This is a genomic window from Chromobacterium sp. IIBBL 290-4 (genome assembly GCF_024207115.1).
GTDB lineage: Bacteria > Pseudomonadota > Gammaproteobacteria > Burkholderiales > Chromobacteriaceae > Chromobacterium.
The window spans coordinates 1,813,657-1,835,673 of sequence record NZ_CP100128.1 but is presented as its reverse complement, the minus strand read 5'-3'; the positions used below and the strand labels follow the sequence as shown (position 1 = coordinate 1,835,673).

Below are 22,017 nucleotides of genomic sequence, written 5' to 3'. Positions count from 1 at the left end.
CCGATCGCGTTGGAATAAAACCGTCCCAACTACAGAGATAGACTAGTTCCGAACATAAAAAAATGTTGTATGGGTAAATGTTTTTTAGATAATTCTACGTAGTCACCTGGCGGCGATGTTCGCTTGGCTTGCGGCGCTCACGCGCATACCGTATCGTGCGCAGCAGTTTTCAAGGATTGCCGATGACCGCCACGCCGCTTTACTGCTCAGAACCTGCCCGCCTCGACGCCGCCTTGCGCCTCTGTGAACGCTTCAATTTGCCGCTAGTGCGCCAGCGCCCGACAGACGGCTACTGGCTGGAATTGAACGGCGAAAGGCTTGAACTGCTGACCACCGGCAAACACGGCGCGGTGTTCGCGGAATTTGTCGAAGGCGCGGCCAAGCATCGCCGCGAGCAAGGCGGCGGCCGCGGCCAGCCGGTGGCCAAGGCCGTAGGTTTAAAAGGGGCGAAAGACTTGCCCTACGTGGCGGACGCCACCGCCGGCCTGGGCCGTGACAGTTTCGTCCTGGCCACACTGGGCTGCCGGGTCACCATGGTGGAACGCTCGCCGGTAGCGGCGGCGCTATTGGCCGATGCGCTGGAGCGCGCACTGCGCGATGAAGGCACCCGCCATATCGCGGAGAGGATGACGCTGGTGCACGCCAACTCGCGCGACTGGCTGGCCGGCCTGGAAGAGACGCAACGACCGGACGTGGTGTTCGTCGATCCGATGTTTCCGGACACCGACAAAAAATCCGCCGCCGCCAAGAAAGACATGCAGGCTTTCCAACACGTGATAGGCGACGATATGGACAGCGCCGAGCTTCTCGCCGCCGCCATCGGCGCGGCCAAGGTGCGGGTGGTGGTGAAGCGCCCGCGCCTGGGCGCGCCGATTGAAGGCGTGAAACCATCAGCGGTGCTGGAAGGCAAATCCACCCGCTTCGACCTTTACGTGATCAAGGCGCTGGCCTCAGGCTGAGTGGGCCGCGCGGCTATCCGGCGGCGCCTGTTCGCGATCGATCTGGCCATAGTCGCGCAGCACCGCCGCCACCCGCAAGCGATAGTCGGCGAACAAACCGCCGCGGCCGGCCGCCTGCGCCATCCGGTGCGACGCCAGATTGCGCCAGGCCATCAGCGAGGCCTCGTCGCGCCAGAACGATAGCGACAGCAGCTTGTCCGCTTGCGTCATGCTCTGGAAGCGCTCGATGGAAATAAAACCGTCCATGGCCCGCAGCTGCTCCGCCAAGCGCGCCGCCCAGTCCAGATAGCCATCACGGCCGCCTTCGGCCAAACACACTTCGAATATCACCGCGATCATCGCGCGCTCCCTTCGCCAAACCGCCGTATCCGCGCATTGGGAATCGGCAGAAAAACCATCTGCTTCAACAAGGCGGACCAGTCCGCCCCGGCCTCCTCCAAAGCGCGCAACGCGCCTCTGGCTATCGCCAAGGCCAGCCCTTCGCCCGGACAGGCATGCCGGCCGCGGCCAAAATCCATTGCCTCTCCCGGCCCCGCCGGATCTTGCGCGGCGGCGGCCAACAACACCAACACCTGGTCGCCGGCCTTGAGCCGCTGTCCAGCCAACTCGACATCCTCCGCCACGAAGCGGCGGGTGTGATGCAACACGGGGTCCGCCCGCAAACGCTGGCTCCATTGGCCTTCGTCGCGCCAATCCCACGGCGCTTCGCCACGCCAGGCGATGGCGGCCGACAACAGCCCCGCGCCCGCGTCTCGGCTTTGAAACAGCGCGCCCAGCAGATTGGCCGCCAGCGCGGTTTCGTCCAAATCCATAAAGGCCTCGCGCCAGCGCCGCAGCCAGCCCTCCCCGGGCAGAGCCGCCAGTTCGTCCAGCAGCGATTGGCAGGCCGCCGCGCCTTGCTCCCGCGCCGCCTCATCGGCATCCGCCGCCAGCGCGCGGCAAACCAGGGCGATGCGCTCCGCCGCCGCGGACAAACCCGCCACGGGCCAACCCAGCGCCGCCGCCAGCGCGGCGACGGGCAGAAAATCGATCAGGCCATCGATGCGGCGGCCGCTTAACTCGCCCTCGGACAAGAAACGGCCAGCCAAAGCCGCCGCGCTCGCCTCCGCCTCCTGCAACGGCAAACCGGCCAGGCTGGCCATGACGGCGCGGCGCAGACCGGCATGCGCCGCGCCATCGCGCATCCGCAGCCAGCGGCCGAAGGTCTGGCCCAGAATCGAGCCGGCTATGGCGGGCGGCACTGGCTGCGCGAGAGGGCGCACCCGGCAGGCCGGGCTGTCCAAGACCGCGCGGACGGCCCGATGCGACGCCGCCAGCCATATGCCCAAGGACGCGTCGTAATGCCAGCCCTGCTCCGCCAGGCTGCGGTAGAAGGGATAAGGATCTGAATGGCTCGAGGCCAGCAAGATGTTTTCCGGCCAGGCGCTCATGCCGCGGCCCCCAGATATTTGCGTTTCACCCCATCCACACAGCGGGCGCGCGAGCTGGCCGCCCGTTCATGCGGCGCAAACCAGGCGCTGACCGCGTCCAGCAAGTCCACCGCCCGCCACAACAAAGGAATGTCCTCCGCCCGCACCCGCGCCAGCCGCTGGCAGTCGGTCAGCCTGTCGATCACGGCGATGGCCGCGCCCTTGGCCGCGATCTGCTCGATGCGCCCCTGCCGGGTGCAGACGCCGTACACCCCAGCCTGGAAGTGCGCCCATTCCCCATCCAACGTCGCTTCGTCCTCCGCCGCGATGCCCTGCGCCGCCAAGCGGCGCCGCTCGGCGCGATATCGCGAGTCGAAACGCGCGCGCAGCGCGGCGGCGTCAGCCTGTTCCGCCTCGATCAGCCATTCCGCCGCGGCGCGCGGATACCAGGCCAGCTCGCCGCTCAGCCGGCGTTCGCCGAAATACGAGGACGCCACGCCCGAGCCGGACAGTCGGTAAGAAGGCCAAGGCATGCGCCCGGCCTGTTGCAGCTCGCGCAAGCGCTCAGGCGCGCTGCGGCAGCGAAACAAGAGCTGCGATTCGCTCAAAAAATGGCTTTGCAGATAATCCAACCAGGCCTGCATGGCAAAACTCCTTGGCTAACGCTTTCAATGCCCTTATCGTAGCCATCCCTTCCCCACGATGTTTCACGCTGGAGTGAACCATGATCGCCACCGCCACCCTGCCCGATATCAGCCGCCTGGCCAGCCTGCTGGCCGACCCCGGCCGCGCCCGCATGCTGTTGTTGATGATGGATGGCCGCAGCTATCCCGCCAGCGAACTGGCGCAGCACGCCGGCCTCAGCGCCCAGGCGGCCAGCAATCATCTGGCCAAGCTGCTGCAAGGCGGCGCGGTGAAAGTGGAGCAGCACGGCCGGCATCGTTATTACCTGCTGGCCAACGCCGCCATCGCCCAAGCTTTGGAGGCCTTGAGCGCGGCGGCGCATGGCCAGGATATGCAGAAGCCGGCAGCCAGCCGGCAGCCAGCCGGGTGGCGCCGACGCTGCGGCTGGCGCGCACCTGCTATGACCATCTGGCCGGCAAGCTGGGCATCGCCGTCGCCGACGGCATGCAAGCGAGCGGCTGGCTGGCGCTGAATGAGGAGAGGCAGTTCGAAGTCACCGCGGCGGGACGGGTCTGGTTCGCCGACACGCTGGGCGTGGCGGCGCCGTCTGCCAGCCGCCGGCCGCCGGCGCGCGCCTGTCTGGACTGGAGCGAGCGGCGGCCGCACCTGGCGGGCGGCTATGGCGCGTCGCTATGCCGGGAATTTCTGGCGCGCCATTGGGTAGAGCGGCGGCAGGACAGCCGCGCGCTGCGCATCACGCCGGCCGGGCTCGCCTTTTTGCGCGAGCAGTGGGGCATCCGGCCGGACGCGCTGGCGGAGGAGTAAACCGGCTCAGGCAGTCAAGCGCTCGGCGAAACCTTCCGGAATGGCCGGGCGGCCGCGCTCGTTGATGGCGGTGCCGATCACCAGGCCATCCAGCACCACCTTGCCGTCGGCCTGGCGGATCACTTGCTGGCGGAAACCAAAGCGCACCTTGGACACCGCCTCGTAAGCCACGGTGACCACAAATTGATCGCCGCTGGTCAGCGAGGCCTTGTAATCCATTTCCGAGCGCACCACCACCAGGTTGATCTTGTCGCGCGCCAGCTGGGCGAAATCTATGCCCTTCTCCAGCAGGAACTCGTGCCGGGCGTGTTCCAGATAGTTGAAATACACGCCGTTATTGACGATGCCCTGCATATCGCATTCGTAGTCGCGCACTTTGAATTCAACGGAAAAAACAGACATGGCGAACCTTCCCCTTGAGCCTCTGCCAGGCGGCAGAAACGGACAAAGGGGAAAGTGTCGCAGAAGCGGGCGCGATCAGCCAGCCGCCGCGCGCGGCGCCGCCGTTCAGCGACGCGGCGAGGCGCCGATCTTGCGGACGTTGCGGCCCAAGTCCAGCCATTCCAGCTTAGGCTTGGCTTGCAGCGCGGTCAGCCCCAGAAGCCAGGCCAGCCAGTTTTCATTGCCGGAAAATATCATGACCGTTTATCCCAACCGTGGTGTTTCAGGCGCTGTTCCACCGCGGTGGCGGAACGGCGGCAGGCCAGCACCGGAATCCCCAGCGCGGCGGCGCTGTCGCGGTAATTGCGCATGACATTGTGGCCGAGAAAATCGGTCAACAGGATCAGCACGTCCGGCTTGCCCGGCAGCGGCGTCTTGCGCTGGTGCGCGACATTGCGGCCGCAGATGTGGCGGGCGATGCGGATATTGTAGCTACGCAGAACTTCGGGAATGTTTCCCAGGCTGTCAGCCCCAACCAGCAGCGCATCCATCTCGCCTCCTTGCGTGTCGCGCGGATTCAGGTGATGAACTGACTGTAAAGCGGCTTTTAAATTTCTCCTAGAAATATTGAATGAAAAGCTAATCACTTTAGAGAATATAAAACCCCGATCCAGCCACCCGGCTCGACAGCCCGGCCAAAACCGGCTACCCTGCCCGCCCCGCGCGTCAGCGCACAAGTGACTGATTTGTCTATACAAATGAATGCCGTTGTTCTAGCCGTGGGCGTCATGCTCACCCTCACCTTGCTGCGCGCCCACGTCGTCATCAGCCTGCTGCTGGGCGCCCTGGTCGGCGGCCTAGCCGGCGGGCTGTCCTTGTCCGCCACCCTCGCCGCGTTCAACAACGGCATCACCGGCGGCGCCTCGGTGGCGCTGTCCTACGCCTTGCTCGGCGCCTTCGCCGTCGCCATCGCCAAGTCCGGCCTCCCGCACGCCATGGCCGATCTGGCGGTGAAAAAACTGGAAACCAGCAGCGCCCATGGCAAGCTGAAGTGGACGCTGATCCTGCTCTTGGGCGCGGTCAGCATCGCCAGCCAGAACCTGGTGCCCATCCACATCGCCTTCATCCCCATGTTGATCCCGCCGCTGCTGTACGTGATGGCGCGCTTGAAGCTGGATCGCCGCCTGGTCGCCTGCGTGATCACCTTCGGCCTGGTGACGCCCTATATGGTGTTTCCGGTGGGTTTCGGCGACATCTATCTGAAACAGATTCTGCTGGGCAACGCCGCCAAGGCCGGCATGCATACCGAGGGCATCAATGTGATGCACGCGATGGCGATTCCGGCGCTGGGCATGGTGGCGGGTCTGCTGTCGGCGGTGCTGCTGAGCTACCGCAAGCCGCGCCATTACTCGCTGGGCAAGATCGAACACGCCGAGCGCACCCGCGCCCGCGTCAGCCGCAAGTCGCTGATCACCGCCTTGTCTGCCATCGTCGCGGCCTTCTCGGTGCAGCTGTACACCGGTTCGATGATCATGGGCGCGCTGGCCGGCTTCCTGCTGTTCCTCGCCACCGGGGTGGTGAAATGGAAGGACGCCGACGGCGTGTTCAACGAGGGCATGAAGATGATGGCGATGGTGGGCTTCACCATGATCACCTCGCAGGGCTTCGCCGAAGTGCTGCGCGCCACCGGCGAGATCGCCCCGCTGGTGAAGGCCGGCGCGGCCTTGTTCGAGGGCCAGCGGCCGCTGGCGGCGCTGGCGATGCTGGCGATAGGCATGACGGTGACGCTGGGAATCGGCTCCTCGTTCTCCACCGTGCCCATTCTCACCGCCATCTACGTGCCGCTGTGCGCACACCTGGGCTTTTCCCCGCTGGCCACCGTCTCCATCATCGGCACCGCAGGCGCCTTGGGCGACGCCGGTTCGCCGGCTTCGGACTCCACCATGGGGCCGACCTCCGGCCTGAGCCTCGATGGCCAGCACGACCACATCCGCGACACCGTCATCCCCACCTTCCTGCATTTCAACCTGCCGCTGATGGCGGCCGGCTGGATCGCGGCGATGGTGTTGTAGAATGGCGGACATGGACACCAATACCGAACACCGCGTCGAGGCGCTGGAAGTGCGCCTCGCCTTCCAGGACGAGCTCCTGGACGCGCTCAACGCCACCGTCGCCCGCCAGCAGAAGGAAATCGACCTGCTGCAGCAGCAAATCCGCCTGCTATACCAGCAGTTCAGAAACGCGCAGCCGGACGACGCGCCCGGCGGCTCGCTGCGCGACGAAATCCCGCCGCATTACTGAGCGCGTTGCGCGCTCTGTCCTGCAAGGGAGCCGCTCTTGCGAGAAGGCGGGAGGAATGCATCGGCCATATGCGCCCGCACCGGCAACGGTTCGGGCGTTTTCATGTCTGAGACCTATCCAGGCGCAATGCTAAGCAAATTCGATTTATTGATTAAAAACAGATGATTCAATTTGCTTTTATAGAATAAAAATCCACAAAAGACTGCAGACCGATAGATCAGTAGCTCCCACCCGTAGCCATCGCTAATCTAAGCCCATCCACCGCCATCGGCGGCCCCCAACCCCACAGCCGGGAGACACTTCATGACGCTGGTCCGCCGTCTCTGCCGCCTCGCCCAACCCTGTTGATCTCTTCCCCCATCACAGGAGTTGCACATCATGGCGCACAACACTATCGCAGTGAACGTTCCGGCCAAGCAGGAAATCGAAGCCGTCAACGGCGTGATCAAGCAGCTGAAGGAGTATCAGTCCAAGAATTGGGCCATCGGCCTGAACGGCGACAACCTGGCGCCGGACAATTTCCTGGCCTTCTTCACCGAACGCCAGCTGCCGTTCAGCTACTATGTCCGCGCCCAGGGCGTCAGCGTCGGCGAGCCGGTGGCCTACCAGATCAACACCGACACGCTGAATCACTATGTCGGCCTGATCCGCAGCTCGGAAGGCATCGCCGTCCACGCGGTGATCGACCAGCTGAACCGCTACAAGGCCAATAATTGGGCGATTGGCCTGAACGGCACCACGCTGCAGCCGGACGACTTCCTGCCCTTCTTCGACACCCGCGGCGTGCCTTTCGCCTACTACGTGCGCAGCGGCAATGTCGAACTCGGCACCCCCGCCGCCTACGAGACCAATATCAAGGCCCTGCAGCAGTATCTGCAGCAACTGGCCTAAGCGCTAAAGCTCCGCCGCCGACTCAAACCGGCGGCGGGCGCTTTACTGCGGCCTCCGCTTGCGCTGCCGCGACACCACCGCCTCGATATTCTTGCGACCGATCAACTTCACCGGCTCGGGCATTTCCAGCTTGGCGTCCTCCCCCAGCCACTTGTACATCACCAGACAATCCACCAGCCCGTGCCTGGCATGACGATAGGCGCGCGGCAATCGGCCGACGATGGCAAAGCCCTGCTTTTGCCACAGCGCCACAGCCGCCTCGTTGGTGGCCACCACGCTGTTGAATTGCAGCGCCAGAAAGCCGCGTTCGCGCGCGCGCTGCTGCGAGTGTTCGCACATGGCCCGCGCCACGCCCTTGCCGCGCGCGGCGGGCGAGACCATATAGCCGCAATTGCCGACATGGCCGCCCGGCCCGGCGGCGTTCGGCTTCAGGAAATAGCTGCCGAGCACGGCGCCGTCCTCCTCCGCCAGCCAGGTTTCCAGCGGCGCTTCGCACCACAGCCGCCGCGCGGCGTCCTCATCCATCTGCGGGTCGAAAGCGTAAGTCTCTTGCGCCGCGACAATGTCGCGGAAAATGGGCCAGAACGCCGCGAAGTCTTGCGGCGTCATTGCTCGAATCTGCATTATTTCTCCTGAATGGAATCTCACGCCTGCGCTTGCGGCGGATGGTCGTGATGGCGCGGCGCGGGATGGGTCATATCGCCCGACAGCAGGCTGGCGCCGGCGATCAGCGCGCCGCCCAGCCACTCTTGCAGCGTCATCTGCTCGCCGGCCAGGAGGTAGGCCGATACCGCGGCGAACACCAGTTCCATCAGCATCAGCGTCATCGCCTGGGTGGCCGGCAGGATGGACAAGCCATGCTGCGAAATCACGCTGGTGCACAACAGCACCACGCCCAGGATGGCCAGGATCAGCCAGCTTTCTGCGGGAATCTCCAGCATCTTGTGCAATTCGCCGCTGCGGGCCAGGCTGATCGCGCCCAGCAGCGCCACGCCGAACCAGATGGTGGCGGACTTCACCGCCACCGGTATGGTGTGCAAGCGCCGGCTGACCACATTGCCGAAAGCGAAAGCCATGCCGCCGGACAAGGCCAGCCATTCATACTGGTGGGTCAAAGGCAGGCCGCCATCCAATAAGCCGGGACGATAGATGAACACGCCGCAGCCCAGCAGGGACAGGGCCACCACCATCCAGCCGCTGCGCGTCAGCCGTTCATGCAACAACAGGCGCGACAGCAGCGCGGTCCACAGCGGCGACAGGTAAAACAACAGCAGCACCCGCATCACCTGGCCCTCGGCCACCGCCAGGGTATAGCTGAAATTGCACCAGCCGAACACCAGCATCAGCAGCAGCAACGGCGGCTCTAAACGGAACTGGCGGCGATAAACCTTGAAAAACACCGCCACGCCGACCGCGATGGTGATCAGATAGGTCGCCAGCGAAGCCATGGGCACGCTGACGCCGCTGGCCTTGAGGCTGCGGAAGGGATACCACATCAATGCCCATACCAGCGCTGTGGTGAGTATGCCGCTGGTGGCGAGAAATTTTTGTTTTACAGGTGTCATCGCAGTTTTTAAGATGGTCGATTGCCGCAGCCGTTTTTGATGGAGACGAGTTTGAACCCGCGCCTATCCCAATTGCACCCCTACCCCTTCCAGCGCCTGTCCGCGCTGCTGGCGGGCAGCCAGCCGCCAACCGCGTTGCCGCATATCAGCTTGGCGATGGGCGAACCCAAACATCCGGCGCCGCAATTGGTGAAGGACGCGCTGTGCGCCAATCTGTCCGGCCTGTCCGGCTACCCCGCCACGCAGGGCACGCCCGCCTTGCGCGAGGCTTGCGCGGATTGGGCTCAGCGCCGCTACGGCGTCAAACTGGATCCGGCGCGCGAGGTCCTGCCGGTCAACGGCAGCCGCGAGGCGCTGTTTTCGCTGACGCAATGCCTGATAGACGCCGACGGCGGCGAAAAACCGATAGTGATCTCTCCCAATCCTTTTTACCAGATTTACGAGGGCGCGGCACTGCTGGCCGGGGCGGAGCCCTACTACCTGAATTGCGAGGCGGCAAACCGCTTCCAGCCGGACTGGGACAGCGTGCCGGAAGCCATCTGGCGCCGCACCCAGCTGCTCATCGTCTGCAGCCCCGGCAATCCCACCGGCGCGGTGATGGACCTAGCCGGCTGGCAAAAACTGTTTTCGCTGGCGGACCGCTACGGCTTCGTCATCGCCAGCGACGAGTGCTATTCGGAAATCCACTTCGGCGAGCCGCCGCTGGGCGGCCTGTCCGCCGCGCGCTTGTCCGGCCGCGGCCTGGAGCGGCTGGTGATGCTGACCAGCCTGTCCAAGCGCTCCAATGTGCCTGGCATGCGCTCCGGCTTTGTCGCCGGCGACGCCGCCATCCTGGAAAAATTCCTGCTTTACCGCACCTACCACGGCAGCGCGATGAGCCTGACGGTGCAAGCCGCCAGCATCGCGGCCTGGAACGACGAAGCCCATGTCGAGTCCAACCGGGCGGCCTATCTGTCCAAATTCGCCGCCGTATTGCCCTTGCTGCGCGGCGAGCTGGATGTGGAAATGCCGGACGCCGGTTTTTATCTATGGGCCAAGGCGCCGGGCGGCGACGATGTCGGCTTCGCCCGCGCGCTGTTCGAATGCCAGCATGTGACCGTGCTGCCGGGCAGCTATCTGGCCCGCGACGCCCACGGCGCCAATCCCGGCCGCGGCTATATCCGCATCGCCCTGGTGGCGGAAGAGGCGGAATGCGTGGCCGCCGCCCTTAGAATTGTAGAATTCATCCAGACACAACGCGCCGCCATTCCGGCGTGACACCCGAAACCCATCCTTCAGAAACCACATGACGACTTCGATTCACATTGCCAAAGGACTTAACCAAATGCATCCGATCCAAAGCCTGATCGAGCAGGCGTTCGAAAACCGCGCCGAGATCACCCCCGCCACCGTATCGCCGGAATTGAAGGCCGCCATCGAGCAGGTCGTCACCGAGCTGGACAACGGCCATCTGCGCGTCGCCGAGAAACAGGGCGACAAATGGGTGGTGAACCAGTGGGTGAAGAAGGCGGTGCTGCTGTCCTTCCGCATCCGCGACAACGCCGTGCAAGACGACGGCGTCAACCGCTACTTCGACAAGGTGGACACCAAGTTCGCCGATTGGAGCCAGGCCCGCTTCCAGGAGGCCGGCTTCCGCGTGGTGCCGGGCGCGGTGGCGCGCAAGGGCAGCTTCATCGCCAAGAACACCGTGCTGATGCCGTCCTACGTCAATATCGGCGCCTATGTCGATGAAGGCGCCATGGTGGACACCTGGGCCACCGTCGGCTCCTGCGCCCAGATCGGCAAGAACGTGCACCTGTCCGGCGGCGTCGGCATCGGCGGCGTGCTGGAGCCGCTGCAAGCCAACCCGACCATCATCGAAGACAACTGCTTCATCGGCGCGCGCTCGGAAATCGTCGAAGGCGTGATCGTCGGCGAAGGGTCGGTGATCTCGATGGGCGTCTACATCGGCCAGTCCACCAAGATCTACGACCGCGAAACCGGCGAAGTGATGTACGGCCGCGTGCCGCCGGGCTCGGTGGTGGTATCCGGCAACCTGCCGTCCAAGGATGGCAGCCACAGCCTGTACTGCGCGGTGATCGTCAAGAAGGTGGACGCGCAAACCCGCAGCAAGACCAGCATCAACGAACTGCTGCGCGGCGTGTAAATCCGCAACAGCGGCAAACGGGGCCTGTCGTTTGCCGCTCCTGGCGCCGCCCGCTTTCTCGCAGCGCAACAAAATGCCGTTGCTTAACCGCGCCAAATCACGTCAACTGTGTTGATGTTGCGTCATAATTGCACACAGTAACATAGTGATATTTGGCTGCTTGGCGGCAAAGCTATAAAATCTCGCTATTCGAGATGGGATAGCGCATCGCCATGACGGACGTTCAGCCGTCAAAACAGAGCGGCAGCCATCCTCACCCATGCCGCGACGCAACACGTCGCCGCTGCAAGACTCGTTTGAATTTCCCCGACTCATCGGAGTCTCATACAGACTTCTCTTGCAAGCTGTTTGGAATTTTCGTGCCCTCAGAACATTTCATCGAATTCAGGAACGTCAGCTTCGCCTACGGCGATCGGCCCATCCTGAAAAACCTCACCCTCAGCGTGCCGCGCGGCAAGCTGGTCGCCGTCATGGGCGGCAGCGGCAGCGGCAAGACCACGCTGCTGCGGCTGATTTCCGGCCAGATCCGCCCCGACTCGGGCGAGGTGCTGATCGACGGCCGCGACATCGCGCGGATGAGCCAGGCCGAGCTGTACCAGCACCGCCGCCGCATGGGCATGCTGTTCCAGTTCGGCGCGCTGTTCACCGACCTGTCGGTAGAGGACAATGTCGCCTTCCCGCTGCGCGAGCACACAAAGCTGCCGGACGCCATGATAGGCGACCTCGTCACCATGAAGCTGGAGGCCGTCGGCCTGCGCGGCACCCAAAAGCTGATGCCGGCCGAGCTGTCCGGCGGCATGGCGCGCCGGGTGGCGCTGGCGCGCGCCATCGCGCTGGACCCGCAGCTGATGCTGTACGACGAGCCCTTCACCGGCCTGGATCCGATCTCGCTGGGCGTGATCGCGCTGTTGATCAAGAAGCTGAACGACGCGCTCGGCACCACCGCGGTGATGGTGACGCACGACGTGCACCAATCGCTGGCCATCGTCGATCACGTATTGTTCGTCGCCAATGGCCAGATCATCGCCCAGGGCACGCCGGACGAAGTCCGCGGCTCCGATTCGCCTTGGGTAAAGCAATTCATCAACGGTGAAGCCGACGGCCCGGTGCATTACGCCTATCCGGCCGCCAGCACGCTGGAATCCGACCTGGGTCTGCAAGGAGGCGCGCATGCTTGACCTGATTACCTCGCCGCTGCGCCGTCTGGGCCATGCCGTCATCAACGCCGTGTGGCGGCTGGGTTTCGCCAGCCGCTTCCTGCTGGCCATTCTGGCCAATAGCGGCCAAAGCCTGCTGCGGCTGCAGCTGACCATACGCGAGATCTACTTCGCCGGCGTGATGTCGCTGATCATCATCGTGGTGTCCGGCCTGTTCGTCGGCATGGTGCTGGGCCTGCAGGGCTACACCACGCTGGCCAAGTTCGGCTCCGCCGACGCGCTGGGCGCCATGGTAGCGCTGGCGCTGCTGCGCGAACTCGGCCCGGTGCTGGCGGCCTTGCTGTTCGCCAGCCGAGCCGGCAGCGCCATGACCGCCGAGATCGGCCTGATGAAGACCACCGAGCAGCTCGACGCGATGAGCGTGATGGCGGTCAATCCGATGGCTCGGGTGATCGCGCCGCGCTTCTGGGCCGGCGTCATCTCCATGCCCATCCTGGCCGCGCTGTTCAACGTCGTCGGCGTGTTCGGCGGCTATCTGGTGGGCGTGGTGATGATAGGCCTGGACGCCGGGACGTTCTGGTCGCAGATGCAGAGCAATGTGGACCTGCACTACGACGTGATCAACGGCATCATCAAGAGCCTGGTGTTCGGCATCGCCGTGACGCTGATCGCCGTGTTCGAAGGCTACGACGCCACCCCGACCGCCGCCGGCGTATCGGCCGCCACCACCCGCACCGTGGTGACCTCGGCGCTGGTGATCCTGGCGCTGGACTTCGTGCTGACCGCCTTCATGTTCTAGGAAAAAAATCGAATGAAACGCTCTACCATTGATTTGTGGGTCGGCATCTTTGTCGCCCTGGGCATCGCCGCCGTCACCTTCCTGTCGCTGAAGGTGGCTAACCTGACTCCGCAAAGCGCGTCGCAGACCTATGTGCTGTACGCCGATTTCGACAATGTCGGCGGCCTGAAGGTGAAGGCGCCGATCAAAGAAGCCGGCGTGCTGGTGGGCCGCGTGTCCGACATCCGCCTGGACCCGAAAACCTACCGCGCGCGCGTGACGATGAATATCGACAAGCAATACCAGATGAGCGACGACGTCAGCGCCTCCATCCTGACTTCCGGCCTGTTGGGCGAGCAGTACGTCGGCCTGCAGCAGGGCGGCTCGGAAAACAATCTGTCGGCTGGCGGCACCATCACCATCACCTCGTCGGCCATGGTGCTGGAGCAGCTGATCGGCAAATTCATGACCGGTTTTACCGGCAAAGACGCCAGCAAGTAGCGTCCAATCGGGGCAACTCCCTCCCTTGGCCCGGCGCTGCCGGGCTGGATTTGTGAACCATGGAATCTCGCAAATGAAAAAACTGATCTCGCTGTTCTGTCTGATGTTGGGTCTGTCCTCCGCCCAGGCGCTGGCCGCCGACACCCCGGTGGATATCATCAAGGACGGCTCGCGCCAAGTGTTGGACGTCCTGAAGCAGGACAACGGCAAGAACACCAAGCAAGTCCGCCAGCAGGCCGAAACCATCGCCGTGCCGCTGTTCGACTTCCCGCGCATGACCGCCCTGGCCGTCGGCATCGGCTGGCGCCAAGCGACGCCGGAGCAGCGCACGCAGCTGACCCAGCAGTTCCAGACCCTGCTGGTTCGCACCTACTCCACCACCATGACCCGCTTCAAGACCGCCCAGGTCAATGTGCAGGCCAACCCGGTGATCAGCGCCAACGGCCGCGACGCCACCGTCAAATCCAGCGTCACCCTGCCGGGCAACGCCAATCCGGTGGCCGTGGACTACGTGCTGAACAAGGGCGACAAGGGCTGGAAGATCTACAATGTCAGCGTGGAAGGCGCCAGCCTGGTCACCGTGTACCGCAACAGCTTCAATGAAGAAATCCAGAAGAGCGGCGTGGACGGCCTGATCAAGCTGCTGCAAGACAAGAACGCGGCACCGGGCGCCGCCGCGCCGGCCGCCAAGGGCAAAGGCTGATGCTGGAGACGCTCGCCACCGGCCAGGCGGCCTTGAAAGGCCGCATCGACATGGCCAATAGCGGCGCGCTGGCCGCACCGCTGCGCCGGCTCGCCGCGCAGGGCCCGCTGCGGCTGGACCTGTCGGCCGTCGAGGCCGCCGATTCGGCCGCCGTGGCCTTGCTGCTGGCGGCCCATCGCGCCGCCCGCGCCGCGGGACACGCGCTGACGCTCGCCGGCGCGCCGGATAATGTGCGGGCGCTGGCCGGACTGTACGGCCTGCAAGCCCTGCTGTTCTCGGAGACTGAATGATATGCGCAGCGCCAAACCGCTGATCGCCATCGCCGCGCTGCTGACGGGCTGCGCCAGCGCCCCCACGACGGCCTACGACCCGTACGAGCCCTATAACCGGGCGATGTACACGGTGAACGACAAGGCCGACCAATGGGTGCTGCAGCCCGCCGCCAAGGGTTACCAGAAGGTGGTGCCCTCGCCGGTGCGCACCGGCGTCAGCAACTTCTTCGACAATCTGAAGGACGTGTACAGCTTCGCCTTCAACATCGCGCGCGCCGAACCGGAAAAAGCCGCCAACGACTTCATGCGCGTGGCGATCAACACCGGCTTCGGCCTATTCGGTCTGATCGACATCGCCGACCAGGCGGGTCTGAAGAACAACAAGACCTCCTTTGGCGATGTGCTGGCCAGCTGGGGCTGGAAGAACAGCAACTACTTCGTGCTGCCCTTCTTCGGCCCATCCACCGTCCGCGACGGCGCCGGCCTGACGGTTTCGCTGGCCGGTCCGGGACCGGAGCGCCACTTCTATCACAACACCGGCGAAGCCGTCGCTTTCTACGGCGTCTACGGCGTCAGCACCCGCGCCAAGTATCTGGGCGTGGAAGGCCTGCTGGACACCGCCGCAGTGGACCGCTACAGCTATACCCGCGACGTGTTCATGCAGATGCGCGCCAAGCAACTGGGCCAGCCCGACCCGACCCAGTCCAGCGACAACCTGAACCTGGACGAGTTGATGGACAGCCCCGCGCCCGCCGGCAAGAGCGACAGCTCCGCTCCGGCTGCGCATGCAAGCGAAAGCCCGGCTCCGAAAACGGCAGCCTCGGCCGCTCAGTAAGGCTGCCGCTAGCAGGAACAGGCGCGCCGCTCGGCAAGAGCGACGCGCCGTTTTTTTGCCGCGAGCCGGCCATCCCCGCCACACAGGCAAGCATCCCTAAGCCTAGTAAGGTTACAATACGCCCGCCGCCCCGGCTGTCCGCAGCCCGGCGGCCGTTTTCATTTTTAATTTGTCAGGAAACACCATGAGCCAATTGCCCGCCTGCCCGCAATGCGGATCGGAATACACCTACCAGGACGGCGCGATGTTCGTGTGCCCGGAGTGCGCCCACGAATGGAACGAACAAACCGCCGCGCCGGCTGAAGAACAGCGCGTGGTGCGCGACGCCGTCGGCAATGTGCTGCAAGACGGCGACAGCGTCACCGTGATCAAGGATCTGAAAGTGAAGGGATCGTCGCTGGTGGTGAAAGTCGGCACCAAGGTCAAGAACATCCGCCTGGTGGACGGCGACCACGACATCGACTGCAAGATCGATGGCATCGGCGCGATGGGCCTGAAGTCCGAGTTCGTCAAGAAAGCCTGATTTTCCCGCCCGCGGGGCGGCATGCCGCCGTCCCGCCCTCCTATACTCCAGACAGCCCCACTCGCCGCCATTTCGATGAAGCGCTTGCTGTCCGGACTCCTTCTCTTGCTGTGGCTAAGCCTGGCCTCGGCCCAGCCAATCGTCCTCCGCGTCTGCCACGAGGATGCGCCCTCCTATCCCTGGCTGCTGGAAAATGGCCGCGGACTCAGCCAAATCATGCTGACGATGGTTGCCGACAAGCTCGGCATCGCCATCCAGAACGAAGCCATGCCCTGGGTGCGCTGCATGCTGGAAGTGAAATCCGGGCGGATGGATGGTCTGTATAAAATCAGCTTCTCGCCGGAACGGCAGGAATTGGGCGTGTTTCCGATGAAGAACGGCCAGCCCGACGCCGCGCTGCGCATGCTGACCGACAGCTATAGCCTGTATCGATTGAAAGACAGCGCGCTCGCCTGGGATGGCCATCGCATCGAAGGCGCGGGCAAAGGCATCGCGGCCCAGGCCGGCTTCTCCATCGTCAACCGCTTGCAGCAAATGGGCTTGCCGGTGGACAGCAGCTCGCGCAACGCGGCGGTCATTCTGCACAAGGTGCTGCTCGGGCGCGTAAGCGGCGCGGCGCTGCAAAGCCGCGAAGCGGACGACGCCATCGCCGCCGAGCCTGCCTTGCAAGGCAAACTGGATAAATTGGAGCCTCCGCTGGCGACCAAGCCTTACTACCTGATCTTCTCGCACGCCTTCTACCAGCGTCAGCCGGATAGGGCGCATCAAGTCTGGGACGCCATCGCCGCAGTGCGCGCCTCGCCCGCCTACCTCGCCGCCAAGCCTGGAAAATAAGCCGTCGCAGCCATCAATTTGGCATTTAATGCGGCGGCAAAATAAATACAATATCATTTTCAAATCCGCCAGTTCAGCGCCAGGTTTGGCTGCGCTGACACTGCGGCGAATCAAGCGCGGATGGATGCAGGCCCGCCCGATAGCCGATTGCCGGCTCAATCGTCGATGGCCCGCCCCAGACGCCGCCTTGCCCAGGAGCTCCTCATGCCGCAACTCGCCGTCAACCATACTCAAGTCAATTACAGCAGCCAGGGCGATGGCCCCGCGCTGGTGCTGGTGCACGGCACCAGCGTGGATGCGCAAGCCAATTTCGGCCATCTGGCCGAGCGTTTCGCCGACCGCCGCCGCGTCGTGCTGCCGAATTACGGCGGCAACGGCGGCTCCACCCTGCCGCCCGGCCCGCTGCGACTGGACACGCTAGTTGAACAGATTGCCGCCGTGATCGATGACGCCTCTCCCGAGCAGCCGGTGGATCTGCTCGGCGACTCGCTCGGCGCGGTGGTGGCCGCCGCCGTCGCCGCCCGCCATCCCCAGCGCATCCGCCGTTTGATCCTGGTGGCCGGCTGGGCCAATAGCCATGATGCGCGCCATCAGATGGTGTTCCGCGGCTGGGCGGACTTGCTGCAAGCCGACAATGCGCTGTGCAACCGCTACGCCGCCGCGCTGGCGCTGAGCCCGGCCTTTTTGTCCGCCCTGGGCGAAGACGTGATAACCGCCTTCCTGCGGCAAACGCCGCCGCCGGACACGCTGCGCCGCGTAGAGCTGGGCCTGGGCATCGACATCCGCAACGCCGCATCCGCCATCGCCGCGCCCACCCTGGTCATCGCCGGCAAACAGGACTATCTGGTGCCGGCCTATCAGACTCAGGATTTGCAGCAAAGAATCGCCGGCAGCCTCTACGCCGAAGTCGACGCCGGCCACGGCGTGTTGCTGGAGCAGCCGGACCGGGTGGTCGAGCTGGTCCGCAAGTTTCTGCTGGACTAACGCCGGCCGCAATCGGAAAACATGAAAAACGCCGCGTCCCCAGGGCTCGCGGCGTTTTGCTTGTCGACAGCGGAAAGGATCAGCTGACGCGCTCGATCAGCGCGCCGACGGCGCCCAGCTTTTTCTCGATGTACTCGTAGCCGCGGTCCAGGTGGTAGATGCGGTCGACGATGGTTTCGCCTTCGGCCACCAAGCCGGCGATCACCAGGCTGGCGGAGGCGCGCAGGTCGGTGGCCATCACGGTGGCGCCGGACAGCTTGTCCACGCCCTTGACGATGGCGGTGTTGCCTTCCACTTCAATGTTGGCGCCCATGCGGTTCAGCTCCGGCACGTGCATGAAGCGGTTTTCGAAGATGGTCTCGGTCACCACGCCGGCGCCCTCGGCCACGCAGTTCAGCGTCATCAGCTGCGCCTGCATGTCGGTCGGGAAGGCCGGGTACGGCAGGGTGCGGAAGTTGACGGCCTTGGGGCGCTGCTTCATGTCCAGCGAGATCCAGTCGTCGCCGCACTCGATCAGCGCGCCGGTTTCACGCAGCTTGTCCAGCACCGCTTCCATGCTCTTGGGCGCGGCGTTGCGCAGCACCACGTGGCCGCGGGTCATCGCGCCGGCCACCAGGAAGGTGCCCGCCTCGATGCGGTCAGGCATCACTGCGTACTCAGCGCCGTGCAGCTTGTCCACGCCCTCGATCACCAGCCGGTCGGTGCCGATGCCGGAAATCTTGGCGCCCATCGCCACCAGGCAGTGGGCCAGGTCGGTCACTTCCGGCTCGCGGGCGGCGTTTTCCAGGATGGTGGTGCCTTCGGCCAGCGTGGCGGCCATCAGCAGGTTTTCGGTGCCGCCGACGGTCACCATGTCCATCACGATGCGGGCGCCGCGCAAGCGCTTGGCGCGCGCCTTCACATAGCCATGCTCGATCGACACTTCCGCGCCCATCGCCACCAGGCCCTTGATGTGCTGGTCCACCGGCCGGCTGCCGATGGCGCAGCCGCCGGGCAGGGACACGGTGGCCTCGCCGAAGCGCGCCAGCGTCGGGCCCAGCACCAGAATGGAGGCGCGCATGGTCTTCACCAGATCATACGGCGCCACCAGGCTGTCCAGCTGGGCGGCGGTGATTTCCATCTCGTGCACATTGTCGGTCATCACCCGCACGCCCATGCCTTGCAGCAGCTTTTGGGTGGTGGCGATGTCGCGCAGCATCGGCACATTGGTGAAGCGCATGGTGTCGGCGGTCAGCAGGCCGGCGCACAGGATGGGCAGCGCGGCGTTCTTGGCGCCGGATACGCGGATTTCGCCGTTCAGCGGGCCGTTGCCGGTGATTCTCAGTTTGTCCATTACTCTAAAACCTCTTGCGCCGCGCGGGCTGCGGGTGCCTTCCGCGCGGCTGAATCTATCTATCAACCTTGCAGCTTGGCCCACTCGTCCGGCGTGGCGGCCTTGACGATGGAAAGCGCGTGAATCTCGTTGCTGGCCAGGCGGCTGGCGATCACTTCCTTCACCATGCGGTGGCGGTCGATCAGACGCTTGCCTTCGAAAGCGGCGGATACCACGGTGGCGTAGAAGTGGTGGCCGTCGCCCTCCACTTTGATATAGGCGCAGTCTAGGCCGGCCTCGATATATTGTTGAACCTGTTGTTCAGTCATGGCGGGAATCCTGAGCGAATATTGATTAATGGCGCATTTTGTAGCCGGAGCGGATCAGCCACAGGGCCAAGGACACCAGCGCGATCAGGCTGCCTCCGGTCACGCCGGCGGACAGCCAGGGGCTGACGTCGGCCTGGCCGAAGAAGCCATAGCGGAAGCCGTCGATCATGTAGAACACCGGGTTGGCGTGCGACACGGCGTACCAGAACGGCGGCAGGCTGTTGATGGAATAGAACACGCCGGACAGGAAAGTCAGCGGCATGATCAGGAAATTCTGGAAGGCGGCCAACTGGTCGAACTTCTCCGCCCAGATGCCGGCGATCACGCCCAGCGTGCCCAGCACGCCGCAGCCCAGCAAAGCGAACACCAAGGCCCACAACGGCTGAGCCGGCAGCGGCAGGCCGAACCAGGCGGTCACAGCCAGCACCCCCGCGCCCACCGCCAGGCCGCGCACCACCGAGGCCAGCATATAGGCGAAGAAAAACTCCGCGGCAGTCAGCGGCGGCAGCAGCAGAAACACGATATTGCCGGTGATCTTGGACTGGATCAGGCTGGACGAACTATTGGCGAAGGCGTTCTGCGCCATCGACATCATCGCCAGGCCGGGAATCAGGAACGCGGTGTAGCCGACGCCGGGATAGGCCTCGACATGCTTGGACAGCACGTGGGCGAAGATCAGCTGGTACATCAGCGCGGTCAGCACCGGCGCGGCGACGGTCTGGAACGACACCTTCCAGAAGCGCACCAGCTCCTTCTTGAACAGGGTGAGGAAACCTATCATGCCGCGCCTCCGTTCATCATCTTGACGAAGACGCTTTCCAGATCGGTCTCCACTACGTTCAGTTCGCGCACTTCCACCCGGGCCTGGCGCAGCTCGGCCAGCACGCCTTCCAGCTCGGACAGATCGGCCAATTGCAGCACGATGCGGCCATCTTCCTCGCGCAGCTTGCGCGCGGCCAGGCTGGCGGGCAGCGCGGCGGACAGTTTGACCGCCACTTCGCGGCGCGCGCTATGCGCCAGCAGCTTGTCCTTGTTCTCCAAGGCCAGCAGCTTGCCCTTTTTCAGCATGGCGATGCGGCCGCACAGCGTTTCGGCCTCTTCCAGATAGTGGGTGGTCAGCACGATGGTGGTGCCGGCGCGGTTCAGCTCCTGCACAAAGGCCCACAAGCTCTGGCGCAGCTCCACGTCCACCCCGGCGGTGGGCTCGTCCAGCACCACCACGGGCGGCCGGTGCACCAGCGCCTGCGCCACCATCACCCGGCGCTTCATGCCGCCGGACAGCGCGCGCATATTGCTGTCGGCCTTGTCGGCCAGGCCCAGCTTATCCAGCATTTCGTCTATCCAGGCATCGTTGCGGGACAGGCCGAAGTAGCCGGACTGGAAGCGCAGCGTTTCGCGCACCGACAGGAAGGGATCGAACACCAGCTCCTGCGGCACCACGCCGAGGGCGCGCCGCGCCTGGCGGAAATCGCCCACCACGTCGTGGCCCATGACGCGGATGGCGCCGCTGTCGGGACGCGCCAAACCGGCCAGCGCCGAGATCAGCGTGGTCTTGCCCGCGCCGTTGGGGCCGAGCAGCGCGAAGAATTCGCCGGGCTCGACGGTGAAGCTCACCTTATCCAGCGCCTGCAGCTGGCCGTAGCGTTTGCTGACGGCCTCGATTTCGATTGCGTGGGACATGAAGACCATGACGCCGCCAGCGTTATGCCGCCATCGCGGGGCAAGGCTAGTGGCTTGAGAAAAAAGCGCAATTATAGCGCTGGCTCAGCGACTTGGGAAAAGTTGTTCCATCACTTGCGGCGTGAAAACCCCGCGGTAGAAATATTGCAACAGTCGGCTGACCGACAGGCCTTCGTTAAAGCAGTTTTCCACAGTCAGCGCGCGGTTGAACAAGCCCTCATGCAGCGACTGCAAGGCCACCGCCGCTTCGTCCGGCTCGACATAGTCGAAAGCCTGGCCGCGCGCCTTGGCATCGACGATCACCTGGCGCAACAGGCCGCGGATTTCATGCATCCGCGCCACGCATTCCTCATGGATGGGCGCCAGTTCGCCCACATGCTCGCTGCGCATGAACAGAATCATCAAGATGCGCCGCACTTGCGGATTGTCCTGCAACAACATCAGCAGCCTGTGGCTATGACCCCACAGCGCCTGCGCCGGGTCCTTCTGCGCCACTTCCACCAATTGGGCGCGGATATCGTCAAAAGGCGGCGACACCCGGTCCAGCATGGCGCGGTACAGGTCCAGCTTGTTCTGGAAATGCCAGTACACCGCGCCGCGCGTCAGGCCCGCCGCCGTAGCGATCTCGGCCAGCGTGGTGCTGGCCACGCCATGCTCGCTGAACATCTGCTCGGCCGCATCCAGCAACAACTGCCGCGTCTGTTCCGCCTCTTCGCGTGTCTTCCGTGCCATTCCTTAATCTTTGCGCTAGTACTAGTAAATGAATTTTACCGTTAAAACACGGTCAATCCGATCTGTGTTCGCACCCGAACAACCATATTCTCCATTTTACATACATGCGCGCATGTATGTAAAATACCCGACATTTCCGGTCGGTCTTATCCAAACCATACTGAAGCAGACTGAGCGCGAGCCGACTTCTGCTTAGGATAGACATGAAAACGAATGACAATAGCATTAACGTGCGATAATCCAGGATCCAGACCGGACGGCATGCCGCAAAGATTT

30 protein-coding genes are annotated in these 22,017 nt (G+C 64.2%); 17 read left to right on the top strand and 13 right to left on the bottom strand.

Annotated elements, in window-relative coordinates:
- Nucleotides 1–182 precede the first annotated feature (182 nt).
- On the top strand, nucleotides 183–959 hold the full coding sequence (locus NKT35_RS08595) for a class I SAM-dependent methyltransferase (protein WP_254300594.1): 777 nt from the start codon (nucleotides 183–185) through the stop codon (nucleotides 957–959).
- Here the strand turns inward: NKT35_RS08595 and NKT35_RS08590 are convergent.
- The 3 genes from NKT35_RS08590 to NKT35_RS08580 are packed head-to-tail and all read right to left on the bottom strand — an operon-like array spanning nucleotide 951 to nucleotide 3,012.
- Nucleotides 951–1,298 carry an antibiotic biosynthesis monooxygenase family protein gene (locus NKT35_RS08590; protein WP_254300593.1) on the bottom strand — a complete coding sequence of 116 codons (348 nt, stop codon included), beginning with the start codon at nucleotides 1,296–1,298 and terminating at the stop codon, nucleotides 951–953. The genes NKT35_RS08595 and NKT35_RS08590 overlap by 9 nt on opposite strands.
- Nucleotides 1,295–2,389 carry a cytochrome P450 family protein gene (locus NKT35_RS08585; RefSeq protein ID WP_254300592.1) on the bottom strand — a complete coding sequence of 365 codons (1,095 nt, stop codon included), beginning with the start codon at nucleotides 2,387–2,389 and terminating at the stop codon, nucleotides 1,295–1,297. Before NKT35_RS08585 ends, NKT35_RS08590 begins: the two co-directional genes overlap by 4 nt.
- The gene (locus NKT35_RS08580) at nucleotides 2,386–3,012 is read right to left on the bottom strand and encodes a DUF6058 family natural product biosynthesis protein (RefSeq protein ID WP_254300591.1); all 627 of its coding nucleotides are present in this window, start codon (nucleotides 3,010–3,012) and stop codon (nucleotides 2,386–2,388) included. Before NKT35_RS08580 ends, NKT35_RS08585 begins: the two co-directional genes overlap by 4 nt.
- Nucleotides 3,013–3,092: 80 nt before the next feature.
- Between NKT35_RS08580 and NKT35_RS08575 the strand changes: the two genes are divergently transcribed.
- Both NKT35_RS08575 and NKT35_RS08570 read left to right on the top strand, forming a co-directional pair.
- Nucleotides 3,093–3,524, top strand: coding sequence for an ArsR/SmtB family transcription factor (locus tag NKT35_RS08575; protein ID WP_254300590.1), 432 nt, complete (start codon nucleotides 3,093–3,095; stop codon nucleotides 3,522–3,524).
- Entirely contained in the window at nucleotides 3,497–3,817 is a 321-nt protein-coding gene (locus tag NKT35_RS08570) for a hypothetical protein (RefSeq protein WP_254300589.1), read from the top strand. Before NKT35_RS08575 ends, NKT35_RS08570 begins: the two co-directional genes overlap by 28 nt.
- A 6-nt stretch (nucleotides 3,818–3,823) precedes the next feature.
- Here the strand turns inward: NKT35_RS08570 and NKT35_RS08565 are convergent, their stop codons facing one another.
- From NKT35_RS08565 to NKT35_RS08560, 3 genes are all read right to left on the bottom strand, one after another.
- Nucleotides 3,824–4,219 (bottom strand): acyl-CoA thioesterase, encoded by a 396-nt coding sequence (locus tag NKT35_RS08565; protein WP_254300588.1) that lies wholly within the window; start codon nucleotides 4,217–4,219, stop codon nucleotides 3,824–3,826.
- A gap of 105 nt (nucleotides 4,220–4,324) precedes the next feature.
- Complete coding sequence (locus NKT35_RS24035; protein WP_256493442.1) at nucleotides 4,325–4,456, bottom strand: hypothetical protein; 132 nt, start codon at nucleotides 4,454–4,456, stop codon at nucleotides 4,325–4,327.
- On the bottom strand, nucleotides 4,453–4,749 hold the full coding sequence (locus tag NKT35_RS08560) for a DUF2325 domain-containing protein (protein WP_254300587.1): 297 nt from the start codon (nucleotides 4,747–4,749) through the stop codon (nucleotides 4,453–4,455). The genes NKT35_RS24035 and NKT35_RS08560 overlap by 4 nt, the downstream gene beginning before the upstream one ends.
- Nucleotides 4,750–4,956: 207 nt before the next feature.
- Between NKT35_RS08560 and NKT35_RS08555 the strand changes: the two genes are divergently transcribed.
- From NKT35_RS08555 to NKT35_RS08545, 3 genes are all read left to right on the top strand, one after another.
- Nucleotides 4,957–6,270 (top strand): Na+/H+ antiporter family protein, encoded by a 1,314-nt coding sequence (locus NKT35_RS08555; protein ID WP_254300586.1) that lies wholly within the window; start codon nucleotides 4,957–4,959, stop codon nucleotides 6,268–6,270.
- 1 nt (nucleotide 6,271) lies between these two features.
- Nucleotides 6,272–6,499, top strand: a complete 228-nt coding sequence (locus tag NKT35_RS08550) for a SlyX family protein (RefSeq protein ID WP_371926464.1) — start codon at nucleotides 6,272–6,274, stop codon at nucleotides 6,497–6,499.
- A 378-nt stretch (nucleotides 6,500–6,877) separates the two neighbouring features.
- Nucleotides 6,878–7,390 (top strand): hypothetical protein, encoded by a 513-nt coding sequence (locus NKT35_RS08545; RefSeq protein ID WP_254300584.1) that lies wholly within the window; start codon nucleotides 6,878–6,880, stop codon nucleotides 7,388–7,390.
- Between the two features lie 42 nt (nucleotides 7,391–7,432).
- Here the strand turns inward: NKT35_RS08545 and NKT35_RS08540 are convergent, their stop codons facing one another.
- A complete protein-coding gene (locus NKT35_RS08540) occupies nucleotides 7,433–8,014 on the bottom strand; it encodes a GNAT family N-acetyltransferase (RefSeq protein ID WP_254300583.1) in 582 nt (193 codons plus the stop codon).
- A gap of 20 nt (nucleotides 8,015–8,034) precedes the next feature.
- Nucleotides 8,035–8,955: a DMT family transporter gene (locus NKT35_RS08535; protein ID WP_254300582.1), complete on the bottom strand. Its 921-nt coding sequence runs from the start codon at nucleotides 8,953–8,955 to the stop codon at nucleotides 8,035–8,037.
- Between the two features lie 51 nt (nucleotides 8,956–9,006).
- Between NKT35_RS08535 and dapC the strand changes: the two genes are divergently transcribed.
- The 11 genes from dapC to NKT35_RS08480 all read left to right on the top strand — a co-directional run bounded on the left by dapC (nucleotide 9,007) and on the right by NKT35_RS08480 (nucleotide 17,688).
- Entirely contained in the window at nucleotides 9,007–10,212 is a 1,206-nt protein-coding gene (gene dapC, locus NKT35_RS08530) for a succinyldiaminopimelate transaminase (protein WP_254300581.1), read from the top strand.
- A gap of 67 nt (nucleotides 10,213–10,279) precedes the next feature.
- Nucleotides 10,280–11,101 carry a 2,3,4,5-tetrahydropyridine-2,6-dicarboxylate N-succinyltransferase gene (dapD, locus tag NKT35_RS08525; protein ID WP_254300580.1) on the top strand — a complete coding sequence of 274 codons (822 nt, stop codon included), beginning with the start codon at nucleotides 10,280–10,282 and terminating at the stop codon, nucleotides 11,099–11,101.
- A 359-nt stretch (nucleotides 11,102–11,460) separates the two neighbouring features.
- Nucleotides 11,461–12,279 (top strand): ABC transporter ATP-binding protein, encoded by an 819-nt coding sequence (locus NKT35_RS08520; RefSeq protein WP_254300579.1) that lies wholly within the window; start codon nucleotides 11,461–11,463, stop codon nucleotides 12,277–12,279.
- The gene (gene mlaE / locus NKT35_RS08515; protein ID WP_254300578.1) at nucleotides 12,272–13,057 is read left to right on the top strand and encodes a lipid asymmetry maintenance ABC transporter permease subunit MlaE; all 786 of its coding nucleotides are present in this window, start codon (nucleotides 12,272–12,274) and stop codon (nucleotides 13,055–13,057) included. The genes NKT35_RS08520 and mlaE overlap by 8 nt, the downstream gene beginning before the upstream one ends.
- Before the next feature lie 12 nt (nucleotides 13,058–13,069).
- A complete protein-coding gene (mlaD, locus tag NKT35_RS08510) occupies nucleotides 13,070–13,537 on the top strand; it encodes an outer membrane lipid asymmetry maintenance protein MlaD (RefSeq protein WP_254300577.1) in 468 nt (155 codons plus the stop codon).
- Between the two features lie 73 nt (nucleotides 13,538–13,610).
- On the top strand, nucleotides 13,611–14,240 hold the full coding sequence (locus NKT35_RS08505; RefSeq protein ID WP_254300576.1) for an MlaC/ttg2D family ABC transporter substrate-binding protein: 630 nt from the start codon (nucleotides 13,611–13,613) through the stop codon (nucleotides 14,238–14,240).
- Nucleotides 14,240–14,530, top strand: coding sequence for an STAS domain-containing protein (locus NKT35_RS08500; protein WP_254300575.1), 291 nt, complete (start codon nucleotides 14,240–14,242; stop codon nucleotides 14,528–14,530). The genes NKT35_RS08505 and NKT35_RS08500 overlap by 1 nt, the downstream gene beginning before the upstream one ends.
- A gap of 1 nt (nucleotide 14,531) precedes the next feature.
- Complete coding sequence (locus NKT35_RS08495; RefSeq protein WP_254300574.1) at nucleotides 14,532–15,347, top strand: MlaA family lipoprotein; 816 nt, start codon at nucleotides 14,532–14,534, stop codon at nucleotides 15,345–15,347.
- A 184-nt stretch (nucleotides 15,348–15,531) separates the two neighbouring features.
- Nucleotides 15,532–15,870, top strand: a complete 339-nt coding sequence (locus NKT35_RS08490; RefSeq protein WP_149298263.1) for a zinc ribbon domain-containing protein YjdM — start codon at nucleotides 15,532–15,534, stop codon at nucleotides 15,868–15,870.
- Nucleotides 15,871–15,945: 75 nt separating this feature from the next.
- Nucleotides 15,946–16,704, top strand: a complete 759-nt coding sequence (locus NKT35_RS08485) for a substrate-binding periplasmic protein (protein WP_254300573.1) — start codon at nucleotides 15,946–15,948, stop codon at nucleotides 16,702–16,704.
- Nucleotides 16,705–16,908: 204 nt separating this feature from the next.
- Nucleotides 16,909–17,688: an alpha/beta fold hydrolase gene (locus NKT35_RS08480; RefSeq protein WP_254300572.1), complete on the top strand. Its 780-nt coding sequence runs from the start codon at nucleotides 16,909–16,911 to the stop codon at nucleotides 17,686–17,688.
- 79 nt (nucleotides 17,689–17,767) lie between these two features.
- Here NKT35_RS08480 and murA read toward each other — a convergent pair whose 3' ends face one another.
- The 5 genes from murA to NKT35_RS08455 all read right to left on the bottom strand — a co-directional run bounded on the left by murA (nucleotide 17,768) and on the right by NKT35_RS08455 (nucleotide 21,741).
- On the bottom strand, nucleotides 17,768–19,021 hold the full coding sequence (gene murA / locus NKT35_RS08475; protein ID WP_254300571.1) for a UDP-N-acetylglucosamine 1-carboxyvinyltransferase: 1,254 nt from the start codon (nucleotides 19,019–19,021) through the stop codon (nucleotides 17,768–17,770).
- Nucleotides 19,022–19,083: 62 nt separating this feature from the next.
- Complete coding sequence (locus NKT35_RS08470) at nucleotides 19,084–19,329, bottom strand: BolA family protein (RefSeq protein ID WP_254300570.1); 246 nt, start codon at nucleotides 19,327–19,329, stop codon at nucleotides 19,084–19,086.
- A gap of 25 nt (nucleotides 19,330–19,354) precedes the next feature.
- Entirely contained in the window at nucleotides 19,355–20,110 is a 756-nt protein-coding gene (locus NKT35_RS08465) for an ABC transporter permease (RefSeq protein ID WP_254300569.1), read from the bottom strand.
- Nucleotides 20,107–21,009 (bottom strand): ABC transporter ATP-binding protein, encoded by a 903-nt coding sequence (locus tag NKT35_RS08460; RefSeq protein ID WP_254300568.1) that lies wholly within the window; start codon nucleotides 21,007–21,009, stop codon nucleotides 20,107–20,109. The genes NKT35_RS08465 and NKT35_RS08460 overlap by 4 nt, the downstream gene beginning before the upstream one ends.
- An 84-nt stretch (nucleotides 21,010–21,093) precedes the next feature.
- Nucleotides 21,094–21,741, bottom strand: coding sequence for a TetR family transcriptional regulator (locus NKT35_RS08455; RefSeq protein WP_254300567.1), 648 nt, complete (start codon nucleotides 21,739–21,741; stop codon nucleotides 21,094–21,096).
- Nucleotides 21,742–22,017: the final 276 nt, after the last annotated feature.

Coding starts and splice junctions, on each gene's coding strand:
- NKT35_RS08595 (WP_254300594.1), top strand. CDS start 183: ATGACCGCCACGCCGCTTTACTGCTCAGAACCTGCCCGCCTCGACGCC.
- NKT35_RS08590 (WP_254300593.1), bottom strand. CDS start 1,298: ATGATCGCGGTGATATTCGAAGTGTGTTTGGCCGAAGGCGGCCGTGAT.
- NKT35_RS08585 (WP_254300592.1), bottom strand. CDS start 2,389: ATGAGCGCCTGGCCGGAAAACATCTTGCTGGCCTCGAGCCATTCAGAT.
- NKT35_RS08580 (WP_254300591.1), bottom strand. CDS start 3,012: ATGCAGGCCTGGTTGGATTATCTGCAAAGCCATTTTTTGAGCGAATCG.
- NKT35_RS08575 (WP_254300590.1), top strand. CDS start 3,093: ATGATCGCCACCGCCACCCTGCCCGATATCAGCCGCCTGGCCAGCCTG.
- NKT35_RS08570 (WP_254300589.1), top strand. CDS start 3,497: ATGCAAGCGAGCGGCTGGCTGGCGCTGAATGAGGAGAGGCAGTTCGAA.
- NKT35_RS08565 (WP_254300588.1), bottom strand. CDS start 4,219: ATGTCTGTTTTTTCCGTTGAATTCAAAGTGCGCGACTACGAATGCGAT.
- NKT35_RS24035 (WP_256493442.1), bottom strand. CDS start 4,456: ATGATATTTTCCGGCAATGAAAACTGGCTGGCCTGGCTTCTGGGGCTG.
- NKT35_RS08560 (WP_254300587.1), bottom strand. CDS start 4,749: ATGGATGCGCTGCTGGTTGGGGCTGACAGCCTGGGAAACATTCCCGAA.
- NKT35_RS08555 (WP_254300586.1), top strand. CDS start 4,957: ATGAATGCCGTTGTTCTAGCCGTGGGCGTCATGCTCACCCTCACCTTG.
- NKT35_RS08550 (WP_371926464.1), top strand. CDS start 6,272: ATGGCGGACATGGACACCAATACCGAACACCGCGTCGAGGCGCTGGAA.
- NKT35_RS08545 (WP_254300584.1), top strand. CDS start 6,878: ATGGCGCACAACACTATCGCAGTGAACGTTCCGGCCAAGCAGGAAATC.
- NKT35_RS08540 (WP_254300583.1), bottom strand. CDS start 8,014: ATGCAGATTCGAGCAATGACGCCGCAAGACTTCGCGGCGTTCTGGCCC.
- NKT35_RS08535 (WP_254300582.1), bottom strand. CDS start 8,955: ATGACACCTGTAAAACAAAAATTTCTCGCCACCAGCGGCATACTCACC.
- dapD (WP_254300580.1), top strand. CDS start 10,280: ATGCATCCGATCCAAAGCCTGATCGAGCAGGCGTTCGAAAACCGCGCC.
- mlaE (WP_254300578.1), top strand. CDS start 12,272: ATGCTTGACCTGATTACCTCGCCGCTGCGCCGTCTGGGCCATGCCGTC.
- mlaD (WP_254300577.1), top strand. CDS start 13,070: ATGAAACGCTCTACCATTGATTTGTGGGTCGGCATCTTTGTCGCCCTG.
- NKT35_RS08505 (WP_254300576.1), top strand. CDS start 13,611: ATGAAAAAACTGATCTCGCTGTTCTGTCTGATGTTGGGTCTGTCCTCC.
- NKT35_RS08500 (WP_254300575.1), top strand. CDS start 14,240: ATGCTGGAGACGCTCGCCACCGGCCAGGCGGCCTTGAAAGGCCGCATC.
- NKT35_RS08495 (WP_254300574.1), top strand. CDS start 14,532: ATGCGCAGCGCCAAACCGCTGATCGCCATCGCCGCGCTGCTGACGGGC.
- NKT35_RS08490 (WP_149298263.1), top strand. CDS start 15,532: ATGAGCCAATTGCCCGCCTGCCCGCAATGCGGATCGGAATACACCTAC.
- NKT35_RS08485 (WP_254300573.1), top strand. CDS start 15,946: ATGAAGCGCTTGCTGTCCGGACTCCTTCTCTTGCTGTGGCTAAGCCTG.
- NKT35_RS08480 (WP_254300572.1), top strand. CDS start 16,909: ATGCCGCAACTCGCCGTCAACCATACTCAAGTCAATTACAGCAGCCAG.
- murA (WP_254300571.1), bottom strand. CDS start 19,021: ATGGACAAACTGAGAATCACCGGCAACGGCCCGCTGAACGGCGAAATC.
- NKT35_RS08470 (WP_254300570.1), bottom strand. CDS start 19,329: ATGACTGAACAACAGGTTCAACAATATATCGAGGCCGGCCTAGACTGC.
- NKT35_RS08465 (WP_254300569.1), bottom strand. CDS start 20,110: ATGATAGGTTTCCTCACCCTGTTCAAGAAGGAGCTGGTGCGCTTCTGG.
- NKT35_RS08460 (WP_254300568.1), bottom strand. CDS start 21,009: ATGTCCCACGCAATCGAAATCGAGGCCGTCAGCAAACGCTACGGCCAG.
- NKT35_RS08455 (WP_254300567.1), bottom strand. CDS start 21,741: ATGGCACGGAAGACACGCGAAGAGGCGGAACAGACGCGGCAGTTGTTG.